Origin of the sequence: Agreia pratensis (genome assembly GCF_900177685.1) — a bacterium.
GTDB lineage: Bacteria > Actinomycetota > Actinomycetes > Actinomycetales > Microbacteriaceae > Agreia > Agreia pratensis.
The window spans coordinates 644,039-657,147 of sequence record NZ_FXAY01000001.1 but is presented as its reverse complement, the minus strand read 5'-3'; the positions used below and the strand labels follow the sequence as shown (position 1 = coordinate 657,147).

Sequence of the window (13,109 nt, the reverse complement as noted above, 5' to 3'; positions counted from 1 at the left end):
TGAATGCGTATTGCACTGACCGGCGGTTCTGGAAAGCTCGGCAGCGTGGTGCTGCCCTACCTGCGCGAGCAGGGCCACACCGTGACCAACTTCGACGTTGTCGGTGAACGGGGCAACGGCTTCGTTCGCCTCGACCTGACCAACTACGGCGACGTGGTGGATGCTTTCCACAGCGTCGACGACGGACCCGACGGCTTCGACGCCATCGTGCACCTCGCCGCGATCCCCGCACCTGGCATGCGCAGCGACGTGGTGACTTTCGAGAACAACATGCTCGGCACCTACCACGTGTTCAAGGCGGCAGAGCGGGCGGGAATCACGAACATCGTCTACGCCTCGAGCGAGACGGTTCTCGGGCTGCCGTTCGACGTGCCGCCGCCCTACATTCCTGTCGACGAGGATTATGCGGCGCGCCCAGAGAGCACCTACTCGCTCGTGAAGCATCTCGAAGAGACGATGGCGATCGAGCTCACGCGGTGGAACCCCGAGTTGAAGATCGTGGCCTTGCGCTTCTCGAATGTGATGCACGAGTCCGACTACGCGGAGTTCCCTTCTTTCGACGCCGATGCTCGGCTGCGCAAGTGGAACCTCTGGGGCTACATCGATGCCCGCGACGGAGCGCAAGCCGTTCTAAAGGCGCTCGAGTGGCAGCACACGGGCTTCGACCGCTTCATCATCGCGTCGCCCGACACGGTGATGAGCCGCCCGAACTCCGAGCTGGTCGCCGAGGTGTTCCCCGGAGTCGAGACCCGCGGTGACCTCGACAACACGAACACGTTGCTCTCGATCGACAAGGCCCGTCGCCTGCTCGGCTACGACCCGCAGCACAGCTGGCGCGACTGACGCCGCCGTCGGCGTAAGCCGCCGCCCACGGCGCACCAAAAGACGCCGGGCGTTTTACTTCGCCGAAATACATGCCGCGAAGAGCGGTAACAATGATGTCTCTTAATTGGTCTGTCCATATCGACAGTGGAGGTATGCCCTCTTCCACTCATCAGCGAATGAGAGACACTCATGGCCAGTACGCCCGACGGCATGTTCGAGGACACGTCGACCAGCGCGATCCACCTACGTGTGAGACGACCGTTCTACACCGCGCTGTTCTTTCAGCTGATCGTGGCTATCGTTCTCGGAATCACGGTCGGGGTGCTGTTTCCCGATCTCGGATCCCAGCTCAAACCTCTCGGTGACGGCTTCATCCGGCTGATCAAGATGATCATCTCGCCGTTGGTCTTTCTCGTGATCGTCACGGGAATCGCGCACATGGGCGATGTGAAGTCCGTCGGTCGCGTCGGCGTCAAGGCTCTCACCTACTTTCTGGCCGCATCGACGTTCGCGCTCATCTTCGGCATGATCGTCGGCAACATCGTCGGACCGGGCCAAGGCCTCAACATCGATCCTTCGTCTCTTTCCGAGGCGGACGTCCAGGCAAAGACAGGAGGGGCCGAGCCTACGGACGCGGCCACCTTCATCCTCAGCGTGATCCCCACGAGCGTGATCGACGCGTTCGCGCAGAATGCCCTCCTCCAGGTGCTCTTCTTCTCTGTCTTCGTCGGGGCGGCCGTCGTCGTCATCGGCAAGGACAAGCTGGCGCCGGTGCTGAACGTGATGGACTCGTGCCTCGCCATCACCTTCAAGATCATGGGCTGGATCATGCGTGTGGCACCGATCGGAGCCTTCGGTGCCATGGCCTTCGTGATCGGCCAGTACGGCATCGCCACGCTCGGAACCTACGCGAAGCTGATCGCAGCCTGCTACGGCGCCGCGATTCTCTTCATCGGCGTTCTCGCCCTGATCGCCTGGTTCATTCCCAAGGTGCCCCTCTGGAGTTTCGTCAAGTACACACGGGCCGAATTCGGTCTGGCACTGGGAACGGCGTCGACCGAATCCGTGCTGCCTCGCATCATCACCAAGCTGACCGCTGCCGGCTGCTCGCGCGCTGTGTCCGGCCTTGTCGTTCCGACCGGCTATTCATTCAACCTCGATGGCGCGGCGATCTACCTCTCGATCTCGCTGCTCTTTCTGTCGCAGGCATTCGGCGTGGAGCTCGATCTGGGCCAGCAGCTCACGGCCCTCGGTGTGCTCCTGTTGACGTCGAAAGGAATGGCCGGCGTTCCCGGCTCGTCGTTCTTGGCGCTGTCGGCCACCGCCGCCGCGCTCGGAATCTTCCCGGTCGCCGGGGTGGCGCTGCTCCTCGGCGCCGACCGGATCATGGATTCCATGCGCGTCGTCGTCAATCTGCTGGGCAACTGCGTCGCCACGTTCGTCGTGGCCAAATGGGAAGGGCAGTTCGACCGCGACATGATGCTTCGCGCCTTCGCCGGGCAGGAGAGCGACCCGGTGGCGGATGCCCTGGCCGATGCCCTGCCTGAAGAGAGGGTCTGATCGCACCGCTGCGGCGAGAATGATGGCATGACTTTTCTGACTCTGCAGGCAGACCAGCGTGCCGAGGTTCGCGTCTACGACCTCGATGCGGGCGAAGCGACGGTCGTGTTCAGCTCGTCGTCGCGATTCGTCGAGGCGCCGAACTGGCGTCCGGGCGGCGAGTGGCTCGTGCTCAACCTCGAGGGCGGTCTCGTGCGGCTGCGCGCAGACGGAGCATCGCTGGTGGAGCCGATCGAGGTGCCGGATGCGCTGGTGCTGAACAACGACCACGTCATCTCACCCGATGGTGCGAGCATCGTGGTCACCGCGCGAGATGGACATCTGTATCGCCTGCCGTGGGGTGGCGGTGAAGCGATACGACTGACGCCAGACAGCGATCCGGCGCTGCGCTTCAAGTACTACTTGCACGGCGTCTCGCCCGACGGCCAGACGCTGGCTGTCATCGGGGGCGGCCTCGACGCATCCGGCGCCTGGGTGACCAACGTCTACACACTGCCCGCGACAGGTGGGCCGCACACGCAGCTCACCGACGACGCCTTCGCCGACGACGGATGCGACTTCTCGGCCGACGGCGAGACCATCTGGTTCAACTCGGAGCGCGAGGGCCGGTACCCGGGCCATGCTCAGCTGTTCCGCATGGGCATCGACGGCAGCGGGCTGCAGCGTGTGACGCACGACGACCGGGTCAACTGGTTTCCGCATCCATCGCCCGACGGCCGGCACGTGCTCTACCTCAGCTATCCCGCGGGAACGACGGGCCATCCGCCGAATCTCGACGTCGAACTGAGGCTGATCGACCTCACGTCGGGCGACGAGAGGGTGATCGATTCATTTGTGGGTGGGCAGGGCACGACGAACGTGCCGGGTTGGTCTCCGGATGGCCGCCGCGTCGCCTACGTCGCATATCCGACGACGTAGGCGGCCGCGCGGCCGTGACCGTCGATCATCGGTAGGAGCTCACGGCTCCGAGGAAGCCGAGGAACAGTGCGCCGAAGAAGAACAGCGCCGCGAGAACGTAGCCCGCGAGGCCGATGTAGCCGAGAACGAGCCCCGCGATCGTGATGCCCCGCCCGTCGTCGCCCGTGCGCTTGATCTGCGCCAGGGCGATGTGGCCGGTGATCACGGGAACGATCGCGAACCCGAGCACTCCGAGTACCAGGGTGACGATGCCCAGTACGTTCGTGGGACGAACGGGCGGGTAGTTGTAGTGAGGGGATGCGGGCACGGCGGCCTGGGCCGGGGGCACCTGGTTCGGCTGCGGGGTGATCGGCAGCTGTGTCGTGATGTTCTCGTTCGCGCCAGCATCGGTGTCGGGAACGTTCTGGGTGTCTGGGGTGAGTGTCGAAGTTGTCATGCTTCAACGCTACGAAGCGTGCGCGATTCGGGCATCGGACCGGGGATGTGTTCCGGTAGTACCAGGGCATGATCCTCCAGCGCACTTGCATGGCTCCCGCGCATGACGTATGGTGAACGAAGCCAAAGACCGCCGGTTATCGCCGTGCCCGCATTCGACTTGTTCGAACGCAGACGCTGTGATCGAAGGTTCACGTCCGTGAAGACCTGCGCAGGAATACGTCAGTAAAGGCACACTCGTGTGCATTCGCTCCGGCCTCCTGCGCCGGAGCTTTTTTTGTGGGGTGAGCCCGGGGCTACCGGCATTGAAACCACAAGGAGCGCCATGGCGAACAAGGAAGCCTCGGTTGCCGAACTCACGGAACTTTTCCAGAGCTCGACCGCCGTTCTGCTGACCGAGTACCGCGGTCTCACGGTCGCCCAGCTTAAGACGCTGCGCGGCACACTCCGTGAGCACGCAAGCTACGCCGTGGTAAAGAACACGCTGACCAAGATTGCGGCCAACAACGCCGGCATCTCGTCGTTCGACGACGAACTCGCCGGCCCGTCCGCCATCGCATTCGTTCACGGTGACCCTGTCGCCGTCGCGAAGTCCCTGCGCGACTTTGCCAAGGCAAACCCTCTTCTCGTTGTGAAGGGCGGTTACTTCGACGGTAACCCCCTGACCGCCGAAGAGGTCTCGAAGCTCGCCGACCTCGAATCCCGGGAGGTGCTGCTTGCGAAGCTCGCAGGCGCCTTCAAGGCCTCGCTGTTCGGTGCCGCATACCTCTTCAACGCACCGCTGTCGAAGGCCGTTCGCACGGTCGATGCGCTGCGCGAGAAGCAGTCAAGTAACTAACACCCTTCAACAAACCGTTCCCTGAGCGTTGTGCGCAGGTAACACCAAACCGTTCCCTGAGCTTGTCGAAGGGGAAACAAGGAGAAAATCATGGCAAAGCTGTCAACTGCAGAGCTGCTCGACGCGTTCAAGGAGCTCACGCTCATTGAGCTGAGCGAGTTCGTCAAGGCGTTCGAGGAGACCTTCGAGGTCACCGCTGCTGCCCCCGTCGCGGTCGCCGCGGCCGGTGGCGCTGCCGCCGCCGTCGAAGAGGTCGAGGAGAAGGATTCCTTCGACGTCGTCCTCGAGTCGGCTGGCGAGAAGAAGATCCAGGTCATCAAGGAGGTGCGCGCCCTCACGAGCCTCGGTCTCGGAGAGGCGAAGGCACTCGTTGACGGAGCTCCCAAGGCTGTCCTCGAGGGCGCCAACAAGGAGACCGCCGAGAAGGCCAAGGCTCAGCTCGAAGAGGCTGGCGCAACCGTCACCCTCAAGTAGTCTGCGCTCCGGCTTCGGAGCACGCTACTGAATCAGAAGGCCCTCGCACTATGGTGCGGGGGCCTTCTGTGCACCCAGGTGGGGTGTGTACCCTTGGGGGCCAACGCAGGAAGGAGTCGTCATGGCCACGCTCTACGATGACGTTCCCCCTCGTGTGCACGACGCCCCGCCCGCCGAAGATCGTACGGCGAGGCCGAGTTTTCGCGCATCCGGTGCCCGTGTCGTCGCCACGGTGAAGGCCGTGGCCCCGCCCGTTGCTCGCGGCGCCGCGCAGCTCGGGCTTCTGACCGCCCACCTGATCGCAACCGGAGCGATCCTCTCGGTGACGGCCGCGATCCTGCTGCTGAGCGCGGGCTATGCCTCGGGTGGCGTCGGGGCGTTGTTGCTCTGCCTGCTCGCGGCGATTGCCGTCTCGGCGATCTCCACTGTCTTCGTGGTGGTCGTGGGACTGCCGCTGCGCATCAGCCGTCGAGCGAGGCTCTGGTGGATCCGCAATGGCGAACTCGCCGTCGTCGGCGCCGCCATCGGGGTCGGCCTCGTCGTCGCGTCGGCCATGCTCGGCGGCGGGGGAGTGCCGAATGGCTGGCTGCTCGTGCCCGGGTGGCTGCTCTTCGCGTTCTCGCTGGCCCACACGTGGTGGCCGGATCGCTGGCGCCCGGAACGTCTGCGCACCACGAAGCCCGAGCCCCGTGTGCGCGTCGTCGGGCATGAACGAGGCGACCGCCGTCGTCGTGCCCGTGCCTCGTTCGACGAGTTCCTCGCGTCGAGCGGCCGGGCGTTCCGCGGAGAGCGCGACTGATGCTCCTCGCTCGTCGCCGAGCGCGGGTGTTCTCGCGTTCCGCGGTGGTTTAGCCACCGCGTTGGGCGAGAACGCCCACGGTCAGCGCGGTGAGCCGGCGCGCGGGGCCGACGTGCTCGAGCGCATCACGAGCTGCGCGGGCACTGTCGTGTGGATGTTCGGGGGCGTCCAGCCGGCCGTCTCCAGTTGCCGGATCACCAGGTCGACGGCCTGCTCGCCCTGCTTCGCCGGGTTCTGGGCGATAGAAGTGAGCCCGAAAAGGTCGGCGAGGGGGTGGTTGTCGATGCCGATCACCGACAGATCATCGGGAACCGAGATGCCGAGTTCTCGGGCAGCGAGGATGACGCCGATCGCCACCTCGTCGGCCGCGGCGAAGATGGCGGTGGGCCGGCGCCGAGGGTCGCCGAGAATCTGCTTGCCGGCGGCGTATCCACCCGGGATGTCGAAGTGGGTCGCGACATAGGACTCACCGTTGAACGGCAGGCCGGCGGCCGCGAGGGCATCCATGAACCCCTGCAGACGTTTGGAGTGCACGTTGAAGTCCATGAGCTCTGCCGCGTCGCCGCCCACGTGCATGATGTTCGTGTGGCCGAGGGCGATGAGATGTTCTGTCGCGAGACGCGCCGCCGCGATGTCGTCGATGCTGAGAGTCGGGATGCCGGCGAGTGGCCCGCCGATGCCTGCGATGGGCTTGCCGAGGGCAACAAGAGACGACGCCTCGTCTGGTGAGATCTCGAGGGTCACCGCGATAATCGCGTCGACTCGCTTGCGAACCAGAAAGTACTCGAAGACCCTGCTGCGGGCATCGATGTCTTTGGTGAGGTTGTAGAGCATGAGGTCGTAGCCGCGGTCGATGAGGGCGCGCTCGACGCCCTCGATGATGCTGCCGAAGAACCACTGGTTGATCACGGGAATGATGACGCCCACGTTGTTCGTTCGACCCGTGACGAGACTCGAGGCGTTCGACGAGACCACATAGCCGAGTTCGCTGGCCGCACTCTCGACCTTGTGCCGCGTGATCGACGAGACATAGCCCCGGCCGCTCAGCGCGCGCGAAACCGTGGCTTTCGACACTCCAGCTCGGAGTGCGACGTCTTCGATGCCCGACATTCCTGGCTGACCTCCTCGTCTGCAATCGGTTCCAGAAATGTAACATCCCCGTCACATTCCCGAGCCCAACCCTAGCGCCGGCACCCAGGAGAGGCAGAACTCTGAGAGCGCTCTCGGTATCGAATCGTTACGGAATTTTCTTCTGTCGGTGTCGGGGTTGTGCTTCCATGGGACTCATGGAAAGGTTTTCCTACCTGCCCTCCCCGCGGCCTGTTCGCGCGGTTGGGCCGTCCTAGTCCGGTCACTCAACCGGCAGGCAGATCGGCCGTCCTGACGATCTGTTCTCGACTCAATGAGGAGGAGAAATGCGGGTTTCCCTGCATCGCCGTATCGCAGCACCTATCGCCATCGCCACCATCGTCGGACTCGCCCTTGTCGGCTGTGCCGAAGACAGCGGCACCGACTCCGGCTCGACCGAGGGCCAGACCGTCAAGATCTCCGGTGGCATCACCGGCACCGAGGCCGACGCCCTGAACAAGAGCTTCGACGCGTTCACCAAAGACACCGGCATCAAGGTCGAGTACACGGGTGACAAGAGCTTCGAGGGCAACATCGTCACGAAGGTCACCGGTGGTTCCGCCCCCGACATCGCCATCGTTCCCCAGCCGGGTCTGCTCAAGACCCTGGTCGAGACCGGCGAGGTCAAAGAGGCGTCAGAAGAGACGAGCGCCAACGTCGACAAGAACTGGTCGCCCGACTGGAAGAAGTACGGCACGTTCGACGGCAAGTTCTACGCAGCCCCGATGCTCGCCAGCATCAAGGGCTACGTCTGGTATTCGCCGGCCCAGTTCAAGGAGTGGGGCGTCACCGTTCCCACCACGTGGGACGAGACGCTCGCGCTGACCAAGACCATCCAGGAGAAGACGGGCAAGGCGCCCTGGTGTGCCGGCTTCGCCTCTGACGCTGCTTCGGGCTGGCCCGGAACCGACTGGATCGAAGACCTCGTGCTCCGCCAGTCCGGCCCCGACGTCTACGACAGCTGGGTTGCGGGAGACACCAAGTTCACCGACCCCGCCATCAAGAAGGCCTTCGACTCCGTCGGAGAGATCCTGCTGAACCCGGCCTACGTGAACGCGGGCTACGGCGATGTCAAGAGCATCAACTCCACCGCATTCGGTGACGTCGCGGCCAAGGTCGCCGACGGCAGCTGCCCGCTGACCCACCAGGCGTCGTTCCTCTCGAGCAACTTCCTCGACGTCAAGACCGCTGCAGGCAAGACACCGACCGTCGCTCCCGACGGAGACGTCTACGGCTTCGTGCTCCCGGGCATCGAGGCAGGCTCGGCCAACATCGAGGTCGGCGGCGAGTTCGTGACGCCGTTCACCGACTCCGAGGCAGTCAAGAAGGTCACCGCCTACATGGCTACCCCCGAGTTCGCCGACGCTCGCGTCAGCCTCGGCGGAGTCATCTCGGCCAACCTGAACGCCGACCCCTCCAAGGCATCCAGCCCGCTTCTGCAGGACGCCATGAAGCTCCTCCAGGACTCGAACACGACCGTTCGTTTCGATGGCTCAGACCTGATGCCCTCGACCGTCGGTGCCGGTTCGTTCTGGAAGGGCATGGTCAGCTGGATCGATGGCAAGGACACCGACACGGTGCTCAGTGACATCCAGGCCGGCTACGAGAACTAACGCATAACCACCTGTCGGGCAGATCTGCCCGGCGCCCGTGGGGGCCGCTCGTACAACGGGGCGGCCCCCACTCTCGGCCCTCCCGATCGAAAGGTCGATGAGCGCATTCGTTAAGCGCTACTGTTGGCCAATCCAAGAGTCCACCGTTGTACTCGAAAGGGTATTCATGTCCGACACACGAACGACGACGCCTCCGGTGTCAGCACCACCACCGGAGCTACATGAAGCGCCGAGGCCGCAGCCCTCGGCGCGCACGACCAAGCTGGTCGTCGCGGGAGCCGCGGTCGTTCTGGCCGTTGTCTTCGTCCTGCTGATCACGAGCCCGCCGAACGACGAGGCCAAGCCTGTTTCTCTCGGCTTCTCACTGAACAGCCTCTTCCGGTGGATGGGCAACCTGAACCCTCTGGTTCAGATTCCGATCATCATCGTGATCTTCGGTCTTGTCATCGCCCTCATCCTCGTTCTCATCGAGTACGCGCCGCGCTCGGGCACCTTCTACTTCTGGTTGCGTCTCGCGGCCTGTTTCGTGATTCCGGTGCTGGCACTGATGCTCCTGCGTCCGTACCAGAACGCGCTGATCTGGGTTCTCGTCATCGCCCTGGTCGTCGGAGCTCTGCTCTTCTTCGCCGACTACCGGTCTCGCCAGGGCGCGGGCTACCTCTTCCAGCTCGTCACCTTCATGGCGCCCGCGGTGCTGCTGCTCGCGCTCGGTCTCATCTACCCGACGATCGCCACCATCTATCAGTCGTTCTTCGACAAGACCACGACCACATTCGTGGGCCTCGACAACTACTTCTGGGTGTTCACGAACCCCGAGGGATTCTGGTCGGTCGTCAACACTCTCATCTGGGTGCTCGTCGCTCCCGTCTTCTCGACCATCATCGGGCTCGCCTACGCGGTGTTCATCGATAAGGCGCGTGGTGAGAAGTACCTCAAGTCGCTGGTGTTCATGCCGATGGCCATCTCGTTCGTCGGTGCCGGAATCATCTGGAAGTTCATCTACGACAACCGCCAGGGCGAGCAGGTGGGTCTGCTCAACGCCATCATCACGGCGTTCGGCGGCCAGCCCGTCTCGTGGCTCGACGCGCAGCCCCTCATCAACACCCTGCTGCTTCTCGTCGTCTTCATCTGGACCCAGACCGGATTCGCCATGGTCATTCTGTCGGCGGCCATCAAGGGCGTGCCGACCGAGCAGATGGAGGCCGCCGAACTCGACGGAACCAACGCCTGGCAGCGGTTCCGCAACGTGACCGTGCCCGGCATCCGGTCGTCGCTGATCGTCGTTCTGACGACCATCGCCATCGGCTCCCTCAAGGTGTACGACATCGTCGCGGTCATGACCGGCGGCCGCGCCAACACGACTGTGCTCGGCTTCGAGATGGTCAACCAGCAGCAGCGCTTCCAGAGCTACGGACACTCGGCGGCCCTCGCCGTCGTGCTGTTCCTGTTCGTGCTGCCGCTGATCATCTACAACGCCAACCAAATGCGCAAGCAGAGGGAGATCCGATGACCGCCGACACTCTCGTCGACACACGCACCAAGCGTCAGGTCGCCCGGCAGACCCAGAAGAGCGAGAAGATGGCGCAGAAGCGCCTCACCTCGCGAGGCGCCACGATCGCGGCGATCATCATCGCCGTCATCTGGACCATCCCCACCTTCGGCCTCTTCGTCACCTCGTTCCGTCCCGGTTCAGACACGCAGTCGACCGGTTGGTGGACCGTGTTCGTGAACCCGTCGTTCACGCTCGACAACTATGCACAGGCGCTGAACTCGGGCGGCACGGCTCTCACCCTGGGCCAGTCGTTCATCAACTCGCTCGGCATCACGATCCCGGCGACCGTGTTCCCGCTCGTCATCGCCTCGCTCGCGGCTTACGCCTTCGCGTGGATCGATTTCAAGTTCAAGAACATCGTGTTCGTCGGCGTCTTCGCGCTGCAGATCGTTCCCATTCAGATGGCGCTCGTTCCGCTGCTCAGCCTCTTCTCGAAGGGCCTCACCGTCAACGGTGTGGGCATCTTCCCGGGTTTCGAGCTGCGTGATGCCGAGCACAGCTTCGCAACGGTCTGGATCGCCCACGCGATCTTCGCCCTGCCGCTGGCCATCTTCATGCTGCACAACTTCATCTCGGAGATTCCCGGTGAGGTGATCGAGGCCGCGCGCGTCGACGGGGCCGGGCACGGACAGATCTTCTTCCGTATCGTGCTGCCGCTGGCCACGCCGGCGATCGCGTCGTTCGCCATCTTCCAGTTCCTCTGGGTGTGGAACGACCTGCTCGTCGCCACGATCTTCGCGCCGTCGACGTCACTGCCGCTGACGCAGACGCTCAACTCGCTGTCGGGCACCTGGGGCAATCAGTGGTTCCTGCAGTCGGCCGGTGCGTTCATCTCGATCATCGTGCCGCTCGTCGTGTTCTTCTCGCTGCAGCGCTTCTTCGTACGAGGCCTGCTCGCCGGAGCGACGAAGGGCTAGTGACGAGCACTGGTCCCGCTGGTCGAGTAGGCCGGCCGCGGCCGTATCGAGGCCCCTCGTCGGGTCTCGATACGTTCGTTCCTCGCTACTCATCCAGCGGGACTCTTCTGTCTGAAGCGCGGGTAGGTTGAACAGATGAGTATGCGAGGGGCCGGCGGCCGCAGGGGCGGGGTGAGCGCCGGTGATGTCGGTCTGCAGAAAGAACTGAACAAGAGTGCGCCGAAGATCGACCACCTTCTGAGCCGAATCCTCTCGCTCTTCTCCCCGTATCGCACGCCCATCATCGGCACGATCGTGCTTGTGCTGCTCGGCGCCGGCCTCACGGTGATCCCACCTCTTCTCACGCAGCGGGCCTTCGACGACGGACTCTTCCCTTCGGCCGATCCGGCGACAGGCGCAGGGAGTGATACGGGCGACGCGGGGTCGCTCATCCAAGGCCCCAACCTGCCGGTGCTGATCGAGATCGTGGTTCTCATGATCGTGATCTACATCGTGTCGAGCCTGCTGAGCGTCTGGCAGACCTACCTCACCGCCAAGGTCGGCAACAGCGTGATGGGCGCGCTTCGCGTGCGGCTCTTCACCCACCTCGAGGCAATGGAGCTCAGCTTCTTCACCAAGACGAAGACGGGCGTCATCCAGTCGCGATTACAGAACGACGTGGGCGGCGTGGCCAGCGTGCTGACCAACACCATCTCGTCGATCCTCGGCAACACCGTGACGCTCATCGCGGCGGTCGTGGCCATGATCCTGCTGAACTGGCAGCTCACGATCGTGGCCCTCGTGCTCATGCCCATCCTGGTTCTCGCGCAGCGTCGGGTCGGCCAGGTGCGGGCCCGCATCGCCACGAAGACCCAGGAATCGCTCTCGGATATGACCGCGATCACTCAAGAGACCCTGAGCGTGTCGGGCATTCTGCTCTCGAAGAGCTTCAACCGGCAGCAGACCGAGATCGGCCGCTATGCCGATGAGAACGCCACGCAGGTGCGGCTGCAGGTCAGCCAGCAGATGAGCGGGCAGTGGTTCTTCGCCATGGTCAACATCTTCCTGTCGGCGATCCCCGCCATCGTGTACCTCGTGGCCGGATGGCTGCTGGTCGGCGGTGCGCCCGACATCACGGCGGGAACCATCGTCGCGTTCACGACGGTGCAGGCGCGGCTTCTGTTCCCTCTACTCGGACTCATGCGCGTGGCCCTCGACCTGCAGACCTCGAGCGCTCTGTTCGCCCGCATCTTCGAGTACCTCGATCTGAAGCCGGCTATCGCCGACGCGCCCGACGCGCGCTCGGTCGACACGGCTCACCTCGGCCGGGTCGAGTTCGACGACGTCGTCTTTCGCTATCCGGATGCCGAGGACGACTCTCGTCCGACGCTCAACGGGGTGTCGTTCGTCATCGAGCCTGGGCAGTTCGCCGCCTTCGTCGGCCCCTCGGGCGCGGGCAAGACGACGGTGTCGTATCTCGTGCCGCGCTTCTACGAGGCGACCGACGGCGCGGTTCGCTTCGCCGGCACAGACGTGCGCGAGCTCAGCCAGGACTCGCTGGTGGCGAACCTCGGAATCGTGAGCCAGGAGACCTACCTCTTTCATGCCACGATCGCCGACAACCTGCGCTACGCCAAGCCGGATGCCACCCAGGCGGAGATCGAGGAGGCCGCGCGTCAGGCGAACATCCACGACCGCGTCATGAGCTTTCCCGCCGGCTACGACACGGTGGTGGGGGAGCGGGGCTATCGACTCTCGGGCGGAGAGAAGCAGCGCATCGCGATCGCGCGCGTGCTGTTGAAAGACCCCGCCGTGCTCATTCTCGACGAGGCCACCAGCGCCCTCGACACCATCTCGGAACGGGTCGTGCAGGCGGCGCTCGACACGGCATCCCGAGGTCGTACGACCATCGCGATCGCCCATCGTCTCTCGACGGTGCTGTCTGCCGACGTCATCTTCGTGATCGACAACGGCGAGGTGGTCGAGCGTGGAACTCACGCCGAACTCATCGATGCCGAAGGGGTCTACTCGACGCTCTACTCGCAGCAGCGCGAAACAACGTAGCTCCGAT

At 64.1% G+C, this 13,109-nt stretch carries 12 protein-coding genes; 10 read left to right on the top strand and 2 right to left on the bottom strand.

Annotated elements, in window-relative coordinates; translation table 11 throughout:
• Positions 1-3: 3 nt before the first annotated feature.
• The 3 genes from B9Y86_RS03085 (at position 4) to B9Y86_RS03075 (ending at position 3,303) form a co-directional block, all read left to right on the top strand.
• The gene (locus tag B9Y86_RS03085; protein WP_085482801.1) at positions 4-843 is read left to right on the top strand and encodes an NAD-dependent epimerase/dehydratase family protein; all 840 of its coding nucleotides are present in this window, start codon (positions 4-6) and stop codon (positions 841-843) included.
• 192 nt (positions 844-1,035) lie between these two features.
• Positions 1,036-2,385 carry a cation:dicarboxylate symporter family transporter gene (locus B9Y86_RS03080; RefSeq protein ID WP_085483752.1) on the top strand — a complete coding sequence of 450 codons (1,350 nt, stop codon included), beginning with the start codon at positions 1,036-1,038 and terminating at the stop codon, positions 2,383-2,385.
• Between the two features lie 27 nt (positions 2,386-2,412).
• Complete coding sequence (locus tag B9Y86_RS03075) at positions 2,413-3,303, top strand: TolB-like translocation protein (RefSeq protein WP_244894605.1); 891 nt, start codon at positions 2,413-2,415, stop codon at positions 3,301-3,303.
• Positions 3,304-3,328: 25 nt separating this feature from the next.
• Here the strand turns inward: B9Y86_RS03075 and B9Y86_RS03070 are convergent, their stop codons facing one another.
• Positions 3,329-3,739, bottom strand: coding sequence for a DUF4190 domain-containing protein (locus B9Y86_RS03070; protein WP_085482799.1), 411 nt, complete (start codon positions 3,737-3,739; stop codon positions 3,329-3,331).
• A 324-nt stretch (positions 3,740-4,063) separates the two neighbouring features.
• Between B9Y86_RS03070 and rplJ the strand changes: the two genes are divergently transcribed.
• The 3 genes from rplJ to B9Y86_RS03055 all read left to right on the top strand — a co-directional run bounded on the left by rplJ (position 4,064) and on the right by B9Y86_RS03055 (position 5,849).
• Entirely contained in the window at positions 4,064-4,576 is a 513-nt protein-coding gene (rplJ, locus tag B9Y86_RS03065) for a 50S ribosomal protein L10 (RefSeq protein WP_044441564.1), read from the top strand.
• A gap of 90 nt (positions 4,577-4,666) precedes the next feature.
• The gene (gene rplL, locus B9Y86_RS03060; protein WP_044441566.1) at positions 4,667-5,050 is read left to right on the top strand and encodes a 50S ribosomal protein L7/L12; all 384 of its coding nucleotides are present in this window, start codon (positions 4,667-4,669) and stop codon (positions 5,048-5,050) included.
• A 121-nt stretch (positions 5,051-5,171) separates the two neighbouring features.
• Entirely contained in the window at positions 5,172-5,849 is a 678-nt protein-coding gene (locus tag B9Y86_RS03055; RefSeq protein ID WP_085482797.1) for a hypothetical protein, read from the top strand.
• A gap of 81 nt (positions 5,850-5,930) precedes the next feature.
• Here B9Y86_RS03055 and B9Y86_RS03050 read toward each other — a convergent pair whose 3' ends face one another.
• Complete coding sequence (locus tag B9Y86_RS03050) at positions 5,931-6,959, bottom strand: LacI family DNA-binding transcriptional regulator (protein ID WP_085482795.1); 1,029 nt, start codon at positions 6,957-6,959, stop codon at positions 5,931-5,933.
• 305 nt (positions 6,960-7,264) lie between these two features.
• Here B9Y86_RS03050 and B9Y86_RS03045 point away from each other — a divergent pair, with 305 nt between their 5' ends.
• The 4 genes from B9Y86_RS03045 (at position 7,265) to B9Y86_RS03030 (ending at position 13,102) form a co-directional block, all read left to right on the top strand.
• Positions 7,265-8,590, top strand: a complete 1,326-nt coding sequence (locus tag B9Y86_RS03045) for an ABC transporter substrate-binding protein (RefSeq protein ID WP_085482793.1) — start codon at positions 7,265-7,267, stop codon at positions 8,588-8,590.
• Positions 8,591-8,756: 166 nt separating this feature from the next.
• A complete protein-coding gene (locus tag B9Y86_RS03040; protein ID WP_085482791.1) occupies positions 8,757-10,100 on the top strand; it encodes a carbohydrate ABC transporter permease in 1,344 nt (447 codons plus the stop codon).
• Positions 10,097-11,059: a carbohydrate ABC transporter permease gene (locus B9Y86_RS03035; protein ID WP_085482789.1), complete on the top strand. Its 963-nt coding sequence runs from the start codon at positions 10,097-10,099 to the stop codon at positions 11,057-11,059. The genes B9Y86_RS03040 and B9Y86_RS03035 overlap by 4 nt, the downstream gene beginning before the upstream one ends.
• A 135-nt stretch (positions 11,060-11,194) precedes the next feature.
• On the top strand, positions 11,195-13,102 hold the full coding sequence (locus B9Y86_RS03030) for an ABC transporter ATP-binding protein (protein ID WP_085482786.1): 1,908 nt from the start codon (positions 11,195-11,197) through the stop codon (positions 13,100-13,102).
• Positions 13,103-13,109 lie beyond the last annotated feature (7 nt).